The organism is Serratia sp. MYb239, from assembly GCF_002966855.1.
GTDB classification, from domain to species: Bacteria; Pseudomonadota; Gammaproteobacteria; order Enterobacterales; family Enterobacteriaceae; genus Serratia_B; species Serratia_B rhizosphaerae.
The window spans coordinates 170,377-191,210 of the sequence record NZ_CP023268.1 but is presented as its reverse complement, the minus strand read 5'-3'; the positions used below and the strand labels follow the sequence as shown (position 1 = coordinate 191,210).

At 59.3% G+C, this 20,834-nt stretch carries 17 protein-coding genes and 4 tRNA genes; 5 read left to right on the top strand and 16 right to left on the bottom strand.

Annotated features, from left to right (window positions below; translation table 11 throughout):
• Positions 1-3: 3 nt before the first annotated feature.
• From uvrD to CLM71_RS00840, 6 genes are all read right to left on the bottom strand, one after another.
• Positions 4-2,166: a DNA helicase II gene (gene uvrD, locus CLM71_RS00865; RefSeq protein ID WP_105229347.1), complete on the bottom strand. Its 2,163-nt coding sequence runs from the start codon at positions 2,164-2,166 to the stop codon at positions 4-6.
• Positions 2,167-2,241: 75 nt separating this feature from the next.
• Positions 2,242-2,958, bottom strand: a complete 717-nt coding sequence (gene yigB / locus CLM71_RS00860; RefSeq protein ID WP_105229346.1) for a 5-amino-6-(5-phospho-D-ribitylamino)uracil phosphatase YigB — start codon at positions 2,956-2,958, stop codon at positions 2,242-2,244.
• Positions 2,958-3,869: a tyrosine recombinase XerC gene (gene xerC / locus CLM71_RS00855; RefSeq protein WP_105229345.1), complete on the bottom strand. Its 912-nt coding sequence runs from the start codon at positions 3,867-3,869 to the stop codon at positions 2,958-2,960. The genes yigB and xerC overlap by 1 nt, the downstream gene beginning before the upstream one ends.
• On the bottom strand, positions 3,866-4,570 hold the full coding sequence (locus CLM71_RS00850) for a DUF484 domain-containing protein (RefSeq protein ID WP_105229344.1): 705 nt from the start codon (positions 4,568-4,570) through the stop codon (positions 3,866-3,868). Before CLM71_RS00850 ends, xerC begins: the two co-directional genes overlap by 4 nt.
• Entirely contained in the window at positions 4,567-5,391 is an 825-nt protein-coding gene (gene dapF / locus CLM71_RS00845) for a diaminopimelate epimerase (RefSeq protein ID WP_105229343.1), read from the bottom strand. The genes CLM71_RS00850 and dapF overlap by 4 nt, the downstream gene beginning before the upstream one ends.
• Positions 5,392-5,463: 72 nt before the next feature.
• A complete protein-coding gene (locus CLM71_RS00840; RefSeq protein WP_281354970.1) occupies positions 5,464-5,664 on the bottom strand; it encodes a lipoprotein in 201 nt (66 codons plus the stop codon).
• A 127-nt stretch (positions 5,665-5,791) separates the two neighbouring features.
• Here CLM71_RS00840 and cyaY point away from each other — a divergent pair, with 127 nt between their 5' ends.
• The gene (cyaY, locus tag CLM71_RS00835) at positions 5,792-6,112 is read left to right on the top strand and encodes an iron donor protein CyaY (protein ID WP_105229341.1); all 321 of its coding nucleotides are present in this window, start codon (positions 5,792-5,794) and stop codon (positions 6,110-6,112) included.
• A gap of 37 nt (positions 6,113-6,149) precedes the next feature.
• On the opposite strand, the gene CLM71_RS00830 is transcribed toward cyaY, so the two are convergent.
• Entirely contained in the window at positions 6,150-8,705 is a 2,556-nt protein-coding gene (locus CLM71_RS00830; protein WP_105229340.1) for a class I adenylate cyclase, read from the bottom strand.
• A gap of 316 nt (positions 8,706-9,021) precedes the next feature.
• On the opposite strand from CLM71_RS00830, the gene hemC reads away from it, so the two are divergent.
• The 4 genes from hemC to hemY are packed head-to-tail and all read left to right on the top strand — an operon-like array spanning position 9,022 to position 13,048.
• Positions 9,022-9,963, top strand: coding sequence for a hydroxymethylbilane synthase (gene hemC / locus CLM71_RS00820; protein ID WP_105229338.1), 942 nt, complete (start codon positions 9,022-9,024; stop codon positions 9,961-9,963).
• Entirely contained in the window at positions 9,960-10,700 is a 741-nt protein-coding gene (gene hemD / locus CLM71_RS00815) for a uroporphyrinogen-III synthase (protein ID WP_105229337.1), read from the top strand. Before hemC ends, hemD begins: the two co-directional genes overlap by 4 nt.
• 23 nt (positions 10,701-10,723) lie before the next feature.
• A complete protein-coding gene (gene hemX / locus CLM71_RS00810; RefSeq protein WP_105229336.1) occupies positions 10,724-11,851 on the top strand; it encodes a uroporphyrinogen-III C-methyltransferase in 1,128 nt (375 codons plus the stop codon).
• A gap of 3 nt (positions 11,852-11,854) precedes the next feature.
• Entirely contained in the window at positions 11,855-13,048 is a 1,194-nt protein-coding gene (hemY, locus tag CLM71_RS00805) for a protoheme IX biogenesis protein HemY (protein ID WP_105229335.1), read from the top strand.
• 927 nt (positions 13,049-13,975) lie between these two features.
• Here the strand turns inward: hemY and CLM71_RS00795 are convergent.
• The 9 genes from CLM71_RS00795 to wzxE all read right to left on the bottom strand — a co-directional run bounded on the left by CLM71_RS00795 (position 13,976) and on the right by wzxE (position 20,834).
• Positions 13,976-14,052, bottom strand: a tRNA-Pro gene (locus CLM71_RS00795).
• Positions 14,053-14,127: 75 nt separating this feature from the next.
• Positions 14,128-14,214 (bottom strand) — tRNA-Leu (locus tag CLM71_RS00790).
• Positions 14,215-14,262: 48 nt separating this feature from the next.
• A tRNA-His gene (locus CLM71_RS00785) sits at positions 14,263-14,338 on the bottom strand.
• 59 nt (positions 14,339-14,397) lie between these two features.
• A tRNA-Arg gene (locus CLM71_RS00780) sits at positions 14,398-14,474 on the bottom strand.
• Positions 14,475-14,609: 135 nt separating this feature from the next.
• Positions 14,610-16,013, bottom strand: coding sequence for an amino acid permease (locus tag CLM71_RS00775; protein WP_105229333.1), 1,404 nt, complete (start codon positions 16,011-16,013; stop codon positions 14,610-14,612).
• Between the two features lie 360 nt (positions 16,014-16,373).
• Entirely contained in the window at positions 16,374-17,114 is a 741-nt protein-coding gene (wecG, locus tag CLM71_RS00770; RefSeq protein ID WP_105229332.1) for a lipopolysaccharide N-acetylmannosaminouronosyltransferase, read from the bottom strand.
• Between the two features lie 8 nt (positions 17,115-17,122).
• Complete coding sequence (wzyE, locus tag CLM71_RS00765) at positions 17,123-18,505, bottom strand: ECA oligosaccharide polymerase (protein ID WP_105229331.1); 1,383 nt, start codon at positions 18,503-18,505, stop codon at positions 17,123-17,125.
• The gene (locus CLM71_RS00760; RefSeq protein ID WP_105229330.1) at positions 18,502-19,587 is read right to left on the bottom strand and encodes a TDP-N-acetylfucosamine:lipid II N-acetylfucosaminyltransferase; all 1,086 of its coding nucleotides are present in this window, start codon (positions 19,585-19,587) and stop codon (positions 18,502-18,504) included. Before CLM71_RS00760 ends, wzyE begins: the two co-directional genes overlap by 4 nt.
• On the bottom strand, positions 19,584-20,834 hold the full coding sequence (gene wzxE / locus CLM71_RS00755) for a lipid III flippase WzxE (protein ID WP_105229329.1): 1,251 nt from the start codon (positions 20,832-20,834) through the stop codon (positions 19,584-19,586). Before wzxE ends, CLM71_RS00760 begins: the two co-directional genes overlap by 4 nt.

Sequence of the window (20,834 nt, the reverse complement as noted above, 5' to 3'; positions counted from 1 at the left end):
GGATTACGGCGTCTCCAGCTTGGCGTAGGCCGCCACCAGCCATTTGATGCCTTCGCCCTGGAAAGCAATCTGCAGCCGACTGTGCTCGCCGCTGCCTTCCAGATTGACGATGGTGCCTTCGCCGAACTTCGGATGGCGCACCCGCTGACCCAGTTTGTAGCCGGTATCGTTCTCGCTGATTGGCGTGCCCATACGCTGGTGTTTCACCGGCCGCGACACGCTGGCGCGCAGCCGCACTTCCTCCACGCACTCCTCCGGGATCTCGCCGATAAAGCGCGATGGCCGGTGGTACACTTCCTTGCCGTACAGCCGGCGCGTCTCGGCGTAGGTCAGCGTCAGCTTTTCCATCGCCCGCGTCAGGCCGACGTAGGCCAGACGGCGTTCTTCTTCCAGCCGGCCGCCCTCTTCCAGCGACATCTGGCTGGGGAACATGCCCTCTTCCACGCCGACGATAAACACCTGGCGGAACTCCAGCCCTTTGGCCGAGTGCAGCGTCATCAGCTGCACCGCGTCCTGATAGGCGTCGGCCTGCCCTTCGCCGGCTTCCAGCGCCGCGTGCGATAAAAATGCCTGCAGCGGCATTAAATCCTGATCTTCATCCTGATAGCTGAACTGGCGCGTCGCCGTCACCAGTTCCTCCAGGTTTTCGATCCGCGCCTGGCCCTTTTCACCCTTTTCCTGCTCATACATGAGGAACAGGCCGGAGTCGCGGATCACCCGGTCGGTCTGCACGTGCAGCGGCATATCCGCGGTTTCATGCGCCAGCGAATCCACCAGCTCGGTGAAGCGCTGCAGGGCGGAGGCGGCGCGTCCGGCCAGGACTTTGTCCTGCAGCAGCGCGCGCGTGGCCTGCCACAGCGTCAGCTGGCGGTCGCGCGCCGTCTGGCGCACCACGTCCAGCGTACGGTCGCCGATGCCGCGCGTCGGCGTGTTCACCACGCGTTCAAACGCCGCATCGTCGTTACGGTTGGCGATCAGACGCAGGTAGGCCAGCGCATCTTTGATCTCCTGCCGCTCGAAGAAGCGCATGCCGCCGTAAATGCGGTACGGCATGGCGGTTTGCAGCAGCGCCTCTTCCAGCACGCGCGACTGGGCGTTGCTGCGGTAGAGGATTGCGCAGTCGTTCAGCGCGCCGCCGTTTTCCTGCCAGGTTTTGATGCGGTTGACCACAAAGCGGGCTTCATCCAGCTCGTTGAACGCGCAGTACAGCGAAATCGGCTCCCCTTCCGCCCCTTCGGTCCACAGGTTTTTCCCCATGCGGCCGTCGTTATTGGCGATCAGCGTGTTGGCGGCCTTGAGGATATTGCTGGTCGAACGGTAGTTCTGCTCCAGACGGATGGTTTCGGCGCCCGGAAAGTCTTTCAGGAAGCGCTGAATATTCTCCACCTGCGCACCGCGCCAACCGTAGATCGACTGGTCGTCGTCGCCGACGATCATCACATTGGCCCGGTCGCCCGCCAGCAGGCGGATCCAGGCGTACTGAATGCGGTTGGTATCCTGGAATTCGTCCACCAGGATGTTAGTGAAGCGATCGCGGTAATGGTTGAGGATGTGCGGCTTGTTCAGCCACAGCTCGTGGGCGCGCAGCAGCAGCTCGGCAAAGTCCACCAGCCCGGCGCGATCGCAGGCCTCCTGATAGGCCTGATAGATACGCAGCCAGGTGGCTTCCACCGGATTGCCATAGCTTTCAATATGCTGCGGACGCAGGCCGTCATCTTTTTTGCCGTTGATGTACCACATCGCCTGACGCGGCGGCCACTGTTTCTCGTCCACGTTCAGCGCGCGGATAATGCGTTTGAGCAACCGCAGCTGATCCTCACTGTCGAGAATCTGGAAGTCCTGCGGCAGGTTGGCGTCCATATGGTGGGCGCGCAGCAGACGGTGCGCCAGACCGTGGAAGGTGCCGATCCACATGCCGCCCTGGCTGGTGCCGATCAGCTGCTCGATACGGTGACGCATCTCCGCCGCCGCCTTGTTGGTGAAGGTGACCGCCATAATCGAATACGGCGAGCAGTTCTCTACCGCCAGCAGCCAGGCGATGCGATGCACCAGCACCCGGGTTTTGCCGCTTCCCGCGCCCGCCAGCACCAACAGGTTGCTGCGTGGCGCCGCCACGGCTTCACGTTGTTTGTCATTCATGCTGTTGAGCAGGTCGGAAACGTCCATAGGCACCATTACGTGGTAAGGGAAAACCGCGCCGGCGCGGCTTTCACTGTGAATTTATACAGAGTTATGGAGGGATTATAACAACGCTGTCAGCGATGCCAACTGCGAAACCTCAATATGTGGCAGCAAACGGCTGTCGGCGGCCTGCATCAGGCTGCGCCGGCGGTCATTGATCCAGCAGGCCTGAAAACCGGCGCGCAGCGCTCCCGCTACGTCGGTGGTCAGGTCATCGCCCACGTGCAAAATATGCGCGGGCGCGATCGCCAGCCGTTCGGCGGCCAGCTGATACATATCCTGATAGGGCTTGGCGCGGCCGTCCGGCCCGGAACGCAACACAAAGCGGAAATAACCGTCCAGGCCGCAGCGCGCCGGATCGACGTTGCCGTTGGTGATCGCCACCAGCGGGTAACGCGCACCCAGCGCCTTCAGCGTGGCGTGGGTGGCCGCCGGCACCTCAATGCGGCTGCGCCAGTCGGCAAAGTGCCGCATGGCGGCGTCAGCTCCTTCCGCCGCGTCGCCTTCCGCCAGCCCCTGCCGGCTCAGCGCCAGGTGAATGGCCCGCCAGCGCCAGCGGGTGACGTCATGGTAAATTTCCGGCTCGCGCGCGCGCAGCGCCTGCCGCAGGCGGTGAAAATCCGCCGACTGAAAGTCTTTCAGCCCCGGATGGTAATCTTGTAAAAAGGCCACCGACTGCCGCTCCGTCTCAACGATCACCGGGCGGTTGTCGTACAGCGTATCGTCCAGATCGAACGTCAGCGCCGCCAGTGGGCGCAGCGGCCGGTAAAAATGCATCAGGATTTCCCCCGTTTGGCGCGTGGATGCGCCGCATCGTACACGTTGGCCAGGTGTTGAAAGTCGAGGTGGGTGTAGATTTGTGTGGTGGTCAGGTTGGCATGCCCCAGCAGCTCCTGCACCGCGCGCAGATCGCCGCTGGATTCCAGCACGTGGGTGGCAAAGGAGTGGCGCAGCTTGTGCGGGTGAATGTGGCTGCTGACGCCCTGTTTGACGCCCCACTCGGCAAAGCGCTTTTGCACATTGCGCGTGGAGATGCGCTTGCCCTGATTGGAGAGAAATACCGCATCGTCGCCCGGCGCGAACAGATCGCGCATCGCCAGCCAGCGCTCCAGCCAGGTGACGGCGGTGCGGCCGATCGGCAACTTGCGCTCCTTGCTGCCTTTCCCCATCACCCAGATCTCGCCGGCGGCCAGATCGAGGTGCCGGCAGTCCAGCCCCACCAGCTCCGCCAGACGCAGTCCGGCGCCGTACATCACTTCCAGCATCGCGCGGTCGCGCACCGCCAGCGGGTCGTTGACGTCGATCTCCAGCAGTTGGCTCACTTCGTCGACGTCGATATTTTTCGGCAAATGGCGGCCGCTGCGCGGCGTGCGGATGCCCTTCGCCGGGTTGGCAGGCAGCTGCCCCTGGCTCACCTGCCAGTCGAGGAAACTGCGCAGTGCGGAGAGACGCAGCGCCAGGCTGGCGGCATGCAGCCCCGCCCGCTTGCTGCGGGCCACCAGTTGCCGCACCAGCGCCGCATCCAGCTGCGACCAGGCGCTGACGCCCAGCCCGCCGGCCAACGAGCACAGCGCCTGCAGCTGGCGGGAGTAGTTAATCTGGGTCAGCGGACTGAGCTGGCGTTCCACTTTCAGGTAGCGCAGAAAAGCGTCCACCGGCGGTTGCAGGCCGGCCGCTGGGCCCGTCATGCGCGTTCGATCCAGCGTTCCAGCAGTTCCGGCAGCATGCGCGCCAGCTGGGCCAGCATTACGGTGCCCATACCCGGCTGATAGTGCTGCGTGTCGCGGCTGCTGAAGATCACCATGCCCAAATCGCCGTCCTCGCCCAGCAGCGACAGCGCCACCGAGCCGACCTGTTTGGCCTGCGGCAACAGCAGCAGCAGTTCCGGGCCGTTCAGGCTGCCGAGAAAGTGGTGGTCATCCCCCAGGCGCTGAATGCGCAGCGGTTCAAATGCCGAGCGCGCAATGCCCAGGTGGGTAAAGTCCGACGGCGCGCCGATCTGCCAGCGATCGCTGAACAGGCGGATGTTGGCGCCGGCCAGCCCGAAGCCGCGCGCCCAGCGCTGCAGGCGATTGAGCATATCCTGCAGGCTGTCGGCGGTGGCCAGGTTGGCCTGCAGATGCAGCAGCCGGCCAAACAGGTTTTCATTGGCGCTGGCCTGCTCCATCAGCAGCGTAATCTCTTCTTCCAGCCGGTCAATATGGTTGCGCTGTCGCGCCAGATGCCACTCCACCAGCGATACGGTGCCGCGCACCGGGTGGGGCACGCGCATCTGCTCAACCTGGCGCGCATTGCGCATAAAGAAATCCGGGTTCTGCTGCAGGTACTGCATTACGGCGTCGTCATCAAGCGCAATGGCTGCGACGGCCTGGTCCTCAACGCTTTTCATAGATGAATAAATCCGTCATAAACATGGGTGGCCGGGCCGGTCATAAACAGCGGCGTGCCCGGCCCTTTCCAGCGTATGTGCAGACTGCCGCCCGGCAGTTCCACATGCACCTCTTCTGACAGCAATTCCTGTTGAATCCCTACTGCCACGGCGGCGCAGGCGCCGCTGCCGCAAGCCTGCGTTTCACCGGCGCCGCGCTCGTAAACGCGCAGCTTAATATGCTCGCGGCTGACCACCTGCATAAAGCCGATATTGGCGCGCTCCGGAAAACGTTCGTGGTTTTCCAGCACCGGGCCAAGCAGTTCCACTTTGGCGGTTTTTACATCATCCACCTGCAAAACACAATGCGGGTTGCCCATCGATACCACGCCGGCCAGCACCGTGTGCTCGGCCGCTCGCATGATATAGGTCTTCTCCGCCTTGGCGGCGCGGAACGGCACCGCCTGCGGTTCAAAGTTAGGCTCGCCCATATTGACGCATACCCGATCGTCGTCGGTCACGCTGAGCACCATGCGGCCGGTTTGGGTGCTGACGCGGATATCGCGCTTATTGGTCAGCCCTTTCAGCCGCACAAAACGGGCAAAACAGCGCGCGCCGTTGCCGCACTGCGCCACTTCGCTGCCGTCGGCATTGAAGATGCGATAATGGAAATCCAGTTCCGGATCGTAAGGCGGTTCCACCACCAGCATCTGGTCAAAACCGATGCCCAGATGCCGATCAGACAGCCGGCGAATCAGCTCCGGGGAAAAATAGACATTCTGTGTCACGGCATCGACCACCATAAAGTCGTTGCCCAGACCGTGCATTTTGGAGAACTGCATATCATACTCCGCTTTCTGGACGCGCTAGCCGTCGGTCATTCACGGCGGCGCTCGCCTCCGCCGTGCAGCGCGTTATTCGGCGCTCATCGACGGTTTTTGCTGAGAGCCGGCGGCTTCCTGCTGATTTTTCTGCACCTGATCGCCGGTTTGTACCGGCTGCGCCGTCTTCTCGCCTTTCGCATCATCAGGGAAGTACAGCGGGCCTTTCAGACCGCAACCAGAGAGACCGGCGACCAGAACCGCCAGCAGCGCATAGCGTAGTTGTTTTTTCATTTGCATTAATGCCTGTAATTTATGCGTCCGAGCCTGCCATAGCCAAAATAATCGGCGTTGCAGCAAGGCGGCAAGTATGAAGGGTATATAATCGCAGGTGGATCATGAAAAGCAATAGGAATCGAATATGAACGACAGTGAGTTTCACCAGTTGGCCGACCAGCTGATGCAGGATATTGAGCAAACGCTGGATAATTTTGACGGCGATGCGGACATCGATTACGAAACCAACGCCGGCGTGATGACGCTGACTTTCGAGAACGGCAGTAAGATCGTCATCAACCGTCAGGAGCCGCTGCATCAGGTCTGGCTGGCGACCAAATCCGGCGGCTATCACTTCGACTACCGCGACGGCACCTGGCTATGCGACCGCAGCGGCTGGTCATTCTCCCAACTGTTGAGCGAGGCGGCGACGCAGCAGGCCGGCGAGACGATCGAATTCGCCTGACCGTCATCACGGGTGCGAAGGAGCGCGCCTGACGTTATCAGTGCAGTTGATATTGTTGCTTCAGCGGCTGCGCGGCGGCGCCGTCGCTGACGGTAACGCACAGGTTGGACAGCGCGTTGCTGCGAAACGGGATCACCTGCGTGCGGTCGTCGATCTGCACGATCTGATAGAACTGCGGCAGGTTGAAGTTGATAAAGCTGGAGCCATAGGTGAAACGGTCGTGTGAGGAGGAGTAGAAACGGCTGACGTCGCGTACCAGTTCTTCCTTGCTGCCTTCGCAGTGGTGATACACCTCAACGCGGTTTGACTCATCCAGAATGTAGATATTAAAGCCCTGATCGTCCTTGGCGTCCTCAAAGAAGAACTGAATAATCCCTTCGCTGGCGAAGCCATCCACCACCGGCGGCAGATGCACCTGATCGGTTTCCACCTTGATCGACAGGCCGTGCAGCTTGTTGTTGGAAATCGCGCCGTAAAATTCCACCGCGTTTTCCAGCTTCTGCACCGAGACGCTCAGACGTTCGAAGAACAGGCCCCAGGTCTGGCCGGCCACGCGCACCGCCTTGAAGCGGCCCGGCTCCAGCCGCGTGCTGGACAGACGCAGCTCGATGCATTCGGAGACCAGTTGCTGAATACGGGTGCGGATCAGTCCGCGCAGATGCTGACTGTAGCAGAACACTTCCACCGACTCCGGCGGCGACGCATCCTGGTGCATTTTGCCCAGAATGGTTTTCAGCGCTTCCAGCACTGACTGTTCACCGCTGAAATGCAGCGTACGCACTTCGTTCCACGAGTTGCGGTACAGCAGATCGATACTGCCGACCAGACACTGCTGCTGCTGGCCGAAGCTGAAGACATCCAGCTTGCGGAAATCAAAGTGCACCACCTGATTGCGGAAGGCGGCGGTCGGGTCGTTTTCCAGATTGACGATAATCGCCAGATGGCGGATTTCACACGGGCTGTACAACGCTTTCGGCGTTGGCGCCGGCAGGCGCAGCGGGAAGCTGTGCGACACGTCGGCCACCAGCTCCTGCAGTTTCTCGCTGTCGCACAGGTTGGCGCTCTTGATATGCAGCCGCGTACGCGACGTCAGCAGGCCGTTGAAATAGGCCCAGGCCACCAGCTTGTTCAGGTAGCGGTTATATTCCAGCGGCTGATGGCTGACGATGGAGTCCATCGCCGGCGCCTGATTGTACAGGTACCAGCCGGTGCGGTTGGCGCGGCCGATCGGCACGTGGATAAAGGTGAGATCGCCTTCTGACAGGTCCGGCGAAATCTGCGGATTCACCAGCGTTACCTTGCCCGGCAGCGCCTCAAAGGCGGCGTACAGCTTGCGCGTCAGCACGCCGATGTCCTGCGGGCTGGCGCTGACGCTGAGGTTGTTGCGGCGCGCAAAGCGAATCAGGTTGCGGTAGCTTTGCATCATCGCATCCAGCAGCTCGTTATGCGCTTCGCGTACCCGTTCGATCTTCCAGTTGGCGCGGTTATCCAGCATCGCCAGCCGTTCCTGGTCCCAGCCCCACTCGCTGACCAGTTGGCTGAGGATCTCCCGCCGCCAGCCGACGCTGGCCTGCGGATGAGACAGTTTTTCACACACTTTCAGGTAGAAACAGCGGCGGACCAAATCGAGGCGGGTGGTGTCGTTAATCTGCGTCAGATAGCGGGTGACGCGCTCCAGCATCATACAGTAGGCATCCAGACCGAAGCAGACGATCTCACCCTCGTGCAGATGCTGTTTGATACCCGTCGCCAACAGCTGCGTGTTCGGGTATTCCCAGGAGTAAGCTTCCAGCAGCAGGGTTTTCAACACTGCCTTATACGGCGAGTCGATGCTTTTATACAGCTGCCACAGGCTGGCGCCGAAGTACTCTTCCGCCGACAGCGTGCCAAGCCCGCCGAGATCCAGCCACTCGTTCGGCGTCAGCGCACCCTGCGCGTACAGCGACAGCACATATTCATCGTAATGCGCTTCTTCTTCGCACGGCACCATATTCCACAGGATGCGTTTGCCGGCCAGGCGCACGGCGGTACGGTAAAACTCGTCAAGCAACAGGATATGCTGCGTAGAACCGCAGTCTTCACCGCCCAGGCTGCCGCTTTCATTATGGCGGAAGCGGTTTTCGTCGATCAGGAAGAAGCTGACTTCCACGCCCATCGAGGCCGCCCACTTCTCCAGCAGGCTGCATTTTTGCTGCAGGCGATTACGCTCTTCGTTATCAAGCCAGGATTGGTGGCAGACCCAGATATCCAGATCCGAACTGCAGCTCTGCCCGATCGAGGAGGTGCTGCCCATGGAGTAAACGCCGGTGATCGGCAGTTCGCCGCTGGCCAGCGTTTCAAACGGACTACCCCACTTGTCTTCCAGATCGTGCAGATAAGATTGTTGGTTTTCATCAGGCGTGTAGAGGCAAATGCCATGGGGAACGTTACCATTCAGGTAACCCGGCATCAGCGGGTGGTGGTGGTGCAGTAAGGTAGGCAGCAGACTGTATACCCGTTGAAAGGCAGGTTTCATGGCCGCCAGGGCGCGATCGACACGTAGTTGGTTGATCGCATCCAGTCTCTGCTTCAATGTCTCGATATAAAGGTACAAGACGTCTCGCCTGATTATCCCGGTGCTTAGAAAAAAACCCGTATTCCATAAGCGTCGTTAGGTTAGAAAGAGTATTTGACGACTTATTGCTGGAAACGTGATCAATTTAACACCTTGCTGATTGACCGTAAAGAAAGTAACGCGACACACTTATTATCGCCTCACCATAAACGACGTATCCGCGGTGTTAACTGCCCAAAACACATCACACGTCCTGTTGATTCCGTTGTCCTTTTCTGGCCCCCTTCCTTCTTGCACTGACAGTTTTCGTCCTCAGTGGTAGGATGGCTGGCGAAATATAAAAACGGTAACAAGCATGTTAGACAAAATTATTCGAATTGCCACCCGACAAAGCCCTCTGGCGCTCTGGCAGGCGCACTATGTGCAGCAACGCCTGATGGACAGCCACCCCGGCCTGCAGGTAGAGCTGGTGCCGATGGTGACGCGCGGCGACATCATTCTGGATACGCCGCTGGCGAAAGTCGGCGGTAAGGGTTTGTTTGTCAAAGAACTTGAGCTGGCGCTGCTGGAAGGCCGCGCCGATATCGCCGTGCACTCGATGAAAGACGTGCCGGTAGAATTCCCGCAGGGGCTGGGTTTGGTGACCATTTGCGAGCGTGACGATCCGCGCGACGCATTTGTATCAAACCGTTTCGAATCCCTCGACCAACTGCCGCAGGGCAGCGTGGTCGGCACCTCCAGCCTGCGTCGCCAGTGTCAGCTGCGCCAACGTCGTCCCGATCTGATCGTACGCGATCTGCGCGGCAACGTCGGTACCCGCCTGTCCAAACTGGATAACGGCGAGTATGACGCCATTATTCTGGCGGTCGCCGGCCTGAAGCGGCTGGGGCTGGAGCAGCGCATCCGCAGCGCGATGAGCCCGGAAGAATCCCTGCCGGCCGTCGGTCAGGGCGCTGTCGGCATCGAATGCCGGCTGGATGACGAGGTGACCCGCGCGCTGCTGGCGCCGCTGAACGATGAGGCGACCGCCCTGCGCGTCAGCGCTGAACGCGCCATGAACACCCGCCTGGAAGGCGGCTGTCAGGTGCCGATCGGCAGCTATGCCGAGCTGGATGGCGACACGCTGTGGCTGCGCGCACTGGTCGGCGCGCCGGACGGCAGCCAGATGGTGCGCGGCGAACGCCGCGGCCCGGCGGCGCAGGCGCAGCAAATGGGCGTCTCGCTGGCGGAAGAGCTGCTGGCCAACGGCGCCCGTGAAATCCTGCAGGACGTGTATCAGGGGAATCCGCCGGCATGACGATTTTGGTAACCCGCCCTTCCCCCTCCGGGGAGCAACTGGTCAGCCGGCTGCGCGCGCTCGGCCGGGTTGCCTATCATGCCCCGCTGATTGATTTCGCCCCCGGTGCCGATTTGCCGCGGCTGGCGTCGGCGCTGCACAACCTGAGCGCCGGCGATTTGGTGTTCGTCCTGTCGCAGCACGCGGTGAATTACGCCGACTCGGTGATCGGGCGCACGGGCATCGCCTGGCCGGCCCAGCCCGCCTATTACGCCATCGGGCGCACCACCGCGCTGGCGCTGCACCGCATCACCAGCCTGCCGGTGGACTATCCGCACGAGCGCGAAATCAGCGAAACGCTACTATTATTACCCGCGCTGCAAAAACTGACGGGCAAGCAGGCGCTGATCCTGCGCGGCAACGGCGGACGCGAGCTGCTCGGCGATACGCTGCGCGAGCGCGGCGCCAATGTCAGCTATTATGAATGTTACCAGCGCAGTCCCGTCCATTATGACGGCGCGGAACAGAGCGCCCACTGGCAACGCGTGGGCATTGATACGCTGGTGGTCACCAGCGGTGAAATGTTACAACAGTTGTATACTTTAGTTCCTGATTACTACCGTTCTTTATGGCTGCTGCGTTGCCGCCTGGTAGTGGTCAGCGAACGTCTGGCTACCCTGGCCCGGGAACTGGGCTGGAGCAGCATTCGGGTAGCTGAAAATGCCGATAATGACGCGCTGCTACGCGCGCTACAATAAACCTGACAATGGGATGCGCCACTATGACGGAACAAAATACCCCATCCGCACCGGTTGAAGAGAACAACCAGGCGGTTGAGAGTCCCCAACAGCCAGAGACCGGCAGCCGTAAAAGTAAAAACAGCGGCCCGGTGCTCGGCGCGATCGCCATCGTGCTGGTTATTGCGCTGGCCGCCGGCGGTTACTACCACACACACCGACAGGCACAGCAGCTGATTGCGGCAAACCAGTCCCTGCAGCAACAGCTGGCGGATCTGAAGCAGAGCCAGCAACAGGAGAAGAGCGCGCTGGAAGGGTTGCTGCAGCAGCAGGGTAAAACCCTCGACGCCGCTGACCGCGAGCAGACCTCGCTGGCGCGTCAGCTCAGCGAACTGCAAGAAAAAGTCGCCACCATTTCCGGCAGCGACGCCAAAACCTGGCTGTTGGCGCAGGCTGACTTCCTGGTCAAAATGGCCGGCCGCAAGCTGTGGAGCGATCAGGACGTCACCACCGCCGCCACCCTGCTGAAAAGCGCCGATGCCAGCCTGGCGGATATGAACGATCCCAGCCTGATGAACGTGCGTCGCGCCATTACCGAAGATATCAGCGGGCTGTCCACCCTGTCCCAGGTCGATTTTGACGGCATCATTCTGAAGGTGAACCAGCTGTCTAACCAGGTCGACAACCTGCGCCTGGCAGATAACGACAGCGACGAAGCGCCGATGGATGAAGACAGCGGCGAACTGTCCGCCTCGCTGAGCGAATGGCGACAGAACCTGACCAAGTCCTGGCATAACTTTATGGCCAACTTCATTACCATCCGCCGCCGCGACACCGGCGCAGAGCCGCTGCTGGCGCCGAATCAGGACATCTACCTGCGCGAAAATATCCGCTCCCGCCTGCTGGTCGCCGCCCAGGCGGTGCCGCGCCATCAGAACGAAGTGTATAAGCAGTCGCTGGAAACCATCTCTACCTGGGTGCGCGCCTATTTCGATACCAGCGATCCGGCCACCAAAGCCTTCCTGGAAGAGCTTGACGCCCTGAGCCAGCAGTCCGTATCGATGGACGTGCCGGATCAGCTGAAGAGCCAGCCGCTGCTGGAAAAACTGATGCAGACCCGGGTACGCAATCTGCTGGCGCAAGGCGCTGCCGCCACTCACCAGGAGGGATAAGCCATGTTACGCGTGTTATTCCTGTTTCTGGTGCTGATCGCCAGCGTGGTGCTCGGGCCGATGCTGGCCGGTCATCAGGGCTATGTCCTGATCCAGACCGACAACTACAACATTGAAACCAGCGTCACCGGTCTGGTGATCATGGGCATTCTGCTGTTTGTGGCGCTGTTTATTATCGAATGGATCCTGCGCCGCATTTTCCGTACCGGCGCCCGCACCCGCGGCTGGTTCCTCGGCCGTAAACGCAGCCGCGCGCGCGCTCAAACCAAAGCGGCGCTGATTAAGCTGGCGGAAGGCGACCATAAACAGGTCGAACAGTTGCTGACGCGCAATGCCGATCATGCCGAACAGCCGGTGGTGAACTACCTGCTGGCGGCAGAAGCGGCACAGCAGCGCGGCGACGAGTTCCGCACCAACCAGTATCTGGAACGCGCCGCCGAAGCGGCAGACACCGACCAGCTGCCGGTCGACATTACCCGCGTACGCATTCAGCTGGCGCAGGGTGAAGTACATGCCGCGCGCCACGGTGTCGATCGTCTGCTGAATCAGGCGCCGCGCCACCCGGAAGTGCTGCGTCTGGCGGAGCAGGCCTACCTGCGCACCGGCGCTTACGCTTCCCTGCTGGAAATCCTGCCGTCGATGAGCAAAATCAAGCTGCATGACGAAGAGAAACTGCAGGCGCTGCAACAGCAGGCCTATCTCGGCCTGATGAACCAGGCGATGGCGGAGGAAGGCAGCGACGGTCTGAAACGCTGGTGGAAGAATCAAAGCCGCAAAGTACGCCATGAAGTACCGCTGCAGATCGCCATGGTGGAGCACCTGATCGAATGCAACGATCATGAAATGGCGCAGGAGATCGTCCTCGACGGCCTGAAACGCCAGTATGACGAGCGCCTGGTTCTGTTGATTCCGCGCATCAAATCCGGCAACCCGGAGCAGTTGGAAAAAGCGCTGCGTCAGCAGATCAAACAGCATGGCGCCACGCCGCTGCTTAACAGCACGCTGGGCCAGCTGCTGATGAAGCACGGTGAATGGCAACAGGCCAACGACGCCTTCAAAGAAGCGCTGAAACAGCGTCCGGATGCCTATGACTATGCCTGGCTGGCCGACGTACTGGAAAAGCTGCACCGCTCCGAGGAGGCAGCACAAATGCGCCGTGAAGGCCTGATGCTGACCCTGCGGCAAAACGGCGAATAACGCCGGATAAACCGCTGAACAAAGCGTGGCTACGGCCACGCTTTTTTTTCGCCCGCGTCCCTTTACGCGGCAATATGCCCTAAATAATTCGAGTTGCAGAGGAATCCCGATGAGCTGACTCTGGTCAGTGATTCGGGTGACTGAGCGCAGCCAACGCACCTGCTGTTTTAAGTATGGCGGGTAGATACCCTAAATAATTCAAGTTGCAGGAAGGCGGCAAGGGAAGGAATCCCGATGAGCTGACTCTGGTCAGTGATTCGGGTGACTGAGCGCAGCCAACGCACCTGCAGCTTGAAGTATGACGGGTATGGGCAAAAAAAAACACTTGCCGGTCCGGCAAGTGTATAAAGAAGCAATCAGGTCTAGGACAACAGGGGTGGTGCCTCACTCAACGTTGTGCCCGCAGTGTGATGTCGGCGTCGCAAGCGAGGCTTTCATCGTTCTGGTGGGCAATAGGCACCCTAAATCGGCTCTGCGTCATTCCCAGGGTTTATGAGGCCTAGGGCGAACATAAGAAGTGGAATGAGCATCTACGCTATAGATATTGCACTTCGCGTGCCAACTCTCCCATTCTGGCGTCAGTCTTGTAAAAAATAAATTTAATCACCTGAATTCAAAAGGTTTATTTTTAACTTTCCTATCACCCTGCGGCCGGTGCCTATCCATCCCGTCATCGCGGCCATCGGCCCGCCTGTCGCCAAAAAACGACGACTTAAGGTAAAGTTATTTTTTATATTATTTTTCAATGCATTGCGTGTCTCTCACCGACGACAGGCGGCCCTTCTGTTGTCGCTAAAAACCAACGGCAGACAAATAGCGGGCATGCCCACGGTCTAAACAGCGGGTGGATGGACACGGAAAGGATGGCAGGCGGAGGATAAACTACAGACGAAAAAAAACCTGCTTTAAAAAGCAGGTTTTTCGAATTGGTCGGCGAGAGAGGATTCGAACCTCCGACCCACTGGTCCCAAACCAGTTGCGCTACCAAGCTGCGCTACTCGCCGATTCTGTGGTGCTGATACTACAAGATTTTAAAGCCCATGTCCATGTAATCGTTAAGATTTACATGACGTTTTGTGTGGTGCGAAGAGAGGGACTTGAACCCTCACGTCCGTAAGAACACTAACACCTGAAGCTAGCGCGTCTACCAATTCCGCCACCTTCGCACGGTCACAAAACAGCTTTTTATCTTCTACTCTACCCCTAGGGTAAAGTGGGGTGGCTAATGGGACTCGAACCCACGACAACTGGAATCACAATCCAGGGCTCTACCAACTGAGCTATAGCCACCATTTCTTTACTACTTCACGCGGTAATCATACCACCGCAGCTCTTGCGCACAAACTAAATGGCGCGCCCGACAGGATTCGAACCTGAGACCTCTGCCTCCGGAGGGCAGCGCTCTATCCAGCTGAGCTACGGGCGCGTAGCGCCGTTGCGGGTGGGGATACTACGGATTTAAAGCAATCCTGTCTAGTGCTTTTTCGCAGAAATGTTGCGTTTGATTACGCTTTGCTCACTCCTACGCATAAAAGCGCAATCCGCAGCCCCTTTTTCACCTTTACTGCTGGTTTTTTATCCCAATTTCAGCCTGATGGCGTTTTTTATGCATCCCGCAGGCGAAGTAGCACAGGCTGACCGCCGCCAGGAAAATCGCCCCGACCAGCAGAGAAATACGCGTATCCGGGTTAATGCCCATGCCAACCAGCACACACGCCAGGAAAGCGATGGTCAGGTAGTTCACATACGGGAACATTATCGATTTAAAACCGTGGTTTTTGATCGCCTCTTTATGTTCACGGCGGAAGTAGAGCTGGCTGATCAGCACCACAAACCACGGCACCATGCCCGGCAGTACGCTGGCGCTGTAGACATACACAAACACCTGCTGCGGGTTCGGGATAAGGTAATTCAGCGCCGACCCGGCCAGCAAACAGACGATGGTAATGGCGATGCAGTTTACCGGCACGCCGCTGGCGGACAGTTTGGTGAACGCGGAAGGCAGCTGTCGATTCTTCGCCAGCGCATACAGCATGCGTCCGCCGCTGTACATACCGCTGTTGCAGCCGGACAGCGCTGCGGTCAGCACCACAAAGTTAATGATGCCGGCGGCGGCCACAATGCCGATTTTGGCAAAGGTCAGCACAAACGGGCTGCCTGCGGTGCCGATGCCGTTCCACGGGAAGATAGTGACGATAACGAAAATTGCGCCGACATAGAAAATCAGGATGCGCCACAGAATATTGTTGATGGCGCGCTTCAGGGTAACCTGCGGGTTCTTCGCCTCACCGGCGGTAATGCCCACCAGCTCTACGCCCTGATAAGAGGCCACCACGATACACAACGCAAACAGGAAGCCTTTCCAACCGCCGGCAAAGAAGCCGCCGTGCTGCGTCAGGTTGGCGAACCCGGTCGGTACGCCGCCGTTGCCAAAACCAAAGAAGATGACGCCCAGCCCCACCAGAATCATTACGATAATGGTGGTGACCTTAATCATCGCAAACCAGAACTCCAGCTCGCCGTACAGCCGCACCGCCGCCAGGTTGGCCAGCGCCACCATCGCCACCGCCAACAGCGCCGGCAGCCACTGCGGGATCTCCGGGAACCAGAACTGCACATACACGCCGATGGCGGTAATTTCCGAAATCCCGACCGCAATCCACATAAACCAGTAGCCCCAAGCGGTCAGGTAGCCGAAATAAGGGCCCATATATTTGTGGGCATAGACCGCAAACGAGCCGGCCACCGGCTCCAGAAACAGCATCTCGCCCATCGAACGCATAATAAAGAACACAAACAGCCCGGCGATAATGTATGCCAGCAGCACCGAAGGCCCTGCCCATTTCAGGGTGCTGGCCGAGCCCATAAACAGGCCGACGCCGATCGTGCCGCCGAGCGCGATAAGTTCAATGTGCCGGGCTTCCAGCCCGCGATGTAGTCCTTGCGGTTTATCTTTAGTTGGCATAGATCCTCAGTCGTTATGTCTGCGTCGTGCGTGCATCGACCTGCAACGGCCTTATTGTTTTAAACAGAAAGCGGCATCACTCCCGCCGGCGCGACCGATCGCCAGCAAGGATGAGGGCAAATTGACAGCGAAAAATAGGGTATTCAGCACTGCGATTAGCGGCATCAGCGGCCTGGGGTGATTTCCGGACGGTATCGTTCCGTATTTTGCTGCTATAAGCAAACCGCGAATTAAAACTTTATGGAATAAATGAAGGGATAATTCTTAGATGAGGTTATAGTTGTGCGGCGATTTTATACAACTGCCGCACAATAGCGGCGAGCAGCCATGCCGGGGCAGCATTAGCCCCGGCCGGCGAGGTTACAGTTTGCCACCGTAATAGTAGCCGACAAAGCGCAGCAGTTTGATCTGCCGGCGGATGCGGCTTGGCTGCGACAGCAGGCGATACAGCCACTCCAGCCCGAGGTTCTGCCACACCTTTGGCGCCCGCTTCACATGGCCGGTAAATACGTCATAGGTGCCGCCTACGCCCATATACAGCGCCTGCGGATGCACCTTGCGGCAGTCGCGCATCAGGATTTCCTGCTTAGGTGACCCCATCGCTACGGTTACGATCGCCGCACCGCTGGCATGAATCCGTTCAAACAGCGCTTCACGCTGCTGCGCCGTGAAGTAACCGTCCTGGCTGCCGACAATGTTGACGTTCCATTGGCGACGCAGTTTCTCTTCGGTTTCCGCCAGTACCGCCGGTTTACCGCCGACCAAAAATACCGGCGTACCCTCCTGCCCGGCACGCTGCATCAGCGCCTCCCACAGGTCGGCGCCCGCCACGCGCGAAACATCGGCCCCCGGATATTTACGTCGCATCGCACGCACCATGCTGATGCCGTCGGCATATTTAAATTCGCAGCCGTCCAGCAGCGCCCGCAGATTAGCGTCCTGCTCCGCCGCCAGCATTTTCTCGGCGTTCATCGCCACCAGCGTCCCCTGCTTCATCCGGCCGCCGTCAAACAGGAAGTCCAGGCAGTGCGCCATATTGCGAAATCCCCAAAGCTTAATGCCGCGCAGCGCGTACTCTGGAGCCGAAACCTTTGTATCCATTATTCTCATTACCTTTGCAGTAGGCTGTCGGATCCCGATGCGGCGGTCGCTTGCGCCGCAGGCGGGCGGGGGCCCATACGCGTCTTGATCAGACCTGCCGTATCAAGCAGCCAGTACAGCAACTTCGCCAGCACCAGACAGGCGCCGAAAATCAAACAGAAAAACACCACGCGCGAAACGAACGAATCCAGCCCTTCGCGCGCCAATACAATGATGTTGAACACCGCGCCAAAGCAGAAGCCCTGCAAAATGGCCGCCTTATAGCGGTTTGGCTCATGGCGTCCCAGCTCGTACAGCCAGTCGAACCATTTGATGATAAGCCCGACCACCACCGCGCCAAGCGGAATAAACAGCGCGCCGCCCATCACCACCAGCGATCCGATCAACGTCGGTGAAATCGCCAGGCCGGAGTTATTCTCCAGTACTTCCCAGGTAAAGTAGTTGGCGGTATTCAGCACCACGTCCGGCCGCCCCGGCCACAGCCAGGAAGGGATGAAGACGTAGAAGTCGCGAACGATCGGCGCCAGCCCCTGGAAGTCGATTTTGTCGTAGTTCTGCAGCAGCAGCGCCAGGTTCTCCCAGGGGGAGAAGGTGTCGCGCGTTAAATACAGGAAGGTGTAAAACGCTTCATCGCCGCTGACGTCCAAACCATAGCGTTTCAGCGCCAGCCAGAACATGCCGACAATGCCCATCACGCCCGCCGCCGCCAGCATCCACAGCGTGATCCAGCCACGCACGATGCCGATAAACAGGAACAGGGCAAACGCGATAATGATATTGGCGCGCGTGCCGCCGACGATCACATAGGTCAGCAGGCCGAACGACACCGTCGCCACCAGGAAGAAGAACCAGGCGCGCAGACTCTGTCTGAGGAAGAACACCACCAGCATCGCCGGGATAAAGAAGTAGAAGAAGCGTTTAAGCGCCACGCCGGAAACGTCGCTGGAAAAGATCTGGCTGTAGGAGTTCAGTTTAAACAGCAGGAAACCGTTCTGCATAAAGAACAGGCCCACCGTGCCGATCGCCACCAGCGCCAGCAATCCCCAGGTCAGATTGGTTTCCACCCGGTTCATGTTGAACAGCGGCTGACGCGGCTCGGTGCTGCGCTTGCGCAGCCGGGTCTTATAGCTGACGTAATAGATAGCATAGAAACAGGTGGCGGAAAGCATGGCGTACAGCAGAAACTCGACCGGCACGATAGCCACGTCAAAGCGGAACACCAACAGACAACTGAGCGGAAAACCGAAGTAAAACGTCAGCAGGAACAGCAGCGAAAAGAATACGTTAAAGTTAAAACGAATGCGCCGGAACTCCTGATAGGTCACCGTCAGAATAAAGGTGACGCTAATCAGGTAAACCACCAGCAAACCGCCAAATTGGGCCAGCGTCATGCCGTTTCTCCCGCCGCCAGCGCCAATGCCTGCCGCCAGCCGTCAACATAGTTCGGGTTAAAGAAGGCAATATCCTGCTTGTCCACCGACGCCAGCTGACGCTGCGCTTCACGCACCACCGCCTCATCCAGCGTATCGCCGTAAAACAGCACCGGCAGGTGCTGCTCGGCCAGATCCTGCCAGAACGGGTTCTGCCGGCTGAGCACAAACGGCACGCCGAACTGAATCAGCAGGCAGAGCGTGCCGATGCCCTGCTGGCGATCGAAGATAAAGTAGCCGAGGTCGCACTCGCGCAAAATATTCAGGTAATCGTCAAACGCCACCTGCTGGGTGAGCAGCTGCAGATTTCTTTCGCTGAACAGCCGCAGGCCGGCGCTGCGCACCTGCTCGATATAGTCGTCGTTATTGGCCGGATAGCCCATCGGCACAATCACCCGCACATTGTCGCCGAACTGCTGATGGATAGCAGTCAGCGCTTCGATATGGCGGTTGGTGCGGTCGCCGGAGTTGCCCACCAGAATGGTCATCGGCCCGGCGACGTTTTTCTCGACCTCAACGCCGGTCAGCGCCGGATCCATACGCGTCGGGAAGTAAAGCAGCGATGCCGGCACCCGCGCATGGCGCTGCTGATAGTGAATCAGATCGCCGCGCGTGGCGAACACATGCCCAACCCGCCCCTGCGCCACCCGACGCAGCAGATAGAACAGGCGGAATTTCCAGTCGGTGGCGTTTTCATACAAATCGGCCCCCCAGATATGCCAGCTGACCTGCTGCGGCTTGATTTTACCGCTCAGCAACGCCAGCCACAGCGTCGGGTTAAACTGCCCGTGCCAGAAAAAACGGCGGCTGCGGTCGGCTTTGGCGCAGGCGATCACCGCCTCCGCCAGGCTCTTCTTATCCGGATAGCTGTCAATCGTCAACGCCGGGTACTCCCCCAGCGCGGCCACGTCTTTGGCGGCGACCATAAACCGGCTCACCTGCTGCGACGGCAGTTGGTTGGCCAGCACGTCGTTGAAGAAGCGCAGCACCGTCTGATTATGGTGCGGGATATCAGATCCCAATACGTGAATCAGTGTGGTCATACTCGTCTACGGTAAAGAATAAATACGCAGCTACACAGCGTAAAATACACGATGTAAGTTGCCATATAAGCCTGAGCCGCCCCCAGCGCCCCGTGCTGCGGGATCAGCCAGTGCGAGAACAGCGTCAGCAGCAGGAACTGGCTGACCTCAGTCATAATATAAAAGCGCAGCGACGCCTTGGCGATCACCAGATAGCCGTACACATAGGCGCCAACCTTCAGCACATCGCCCACCAGCTGCCAGGCGAATAAATCGCGCATGGCGATAAACTTGTCTGAAAACAGCAGCCAGATGGCGAAATCACGCAGCAGCCACACGGTAAAACTGGCCGCCGCCACCGCCGGCAGCACGAACTTCAGCGCGCGGACGATTTCACGGCCGATCGCCGCCTTATCGCTCAGCCGCGACAGCGTCGGCAGCAGATATACGGTGAAAGAGGCGGTAATAAACTGCAGATACGCGTCGGAAATGCTGCTGACGCCCTGCCAAATGCCCACTTCATCCCAGCTATAGTGCGCCGCCAACAGGTTACGCATCATGACATACGCCACCGGCAAGGTCACGGAGGTGATCAGTGCCATAATGGTGAACTTGCCCAGGTGGCTGGCCAACGCCTTATCCCACGCCAGCGCCAGATAGCGCAGCGGCAGGGTTTTACGCCGCCACAGCAGCGTAGCGGCCGGCAGCGCCACCAGCGCCGGTACCAGCGCCAGCCCCGCCAGCGCACCTTCATAGCCGCCCAGTTTAAAGCACAGCACAAAGGCCACCAGACCTATCAGGCTGCCGCCGATCACCGCCAGCGCGTTGCCCATGGCGTCGCGATAGCCTTTCAGAATCGCCAGAAACAGGTTGGCGTAGGCGATGCCCATTTGCATAAACGCCAGCGCGCGCACCACGTTGATATAGCGCGTATGGCCGAACAGCCCCTGGCTTATCGGCTCGGCGACAAACAGAAACACCAGCGCCAGCAGGGTAGAGAAGCCCAGCACAATGCTGGAGCCGGTGCCGACTGCCAGGCGTAAACGCTGCGGATCCTGATGATATTCCGCAACATACTTGGTGATGCCGTTGAAGATGCCGGCGCCGGACAGTACGCCCAGCACGGTGATCAGCTGACGGAAGTTGCCCGCCTGCCCCACGCCGCTCGGCCCGAACGCCACCGCCAGCAGTTTCACCACCAGCAGCCCCACGCCGATTTTGACCAGCGTGGAACCGGCGGTCCAGATGGATGCTTTTGCCAGGGACAT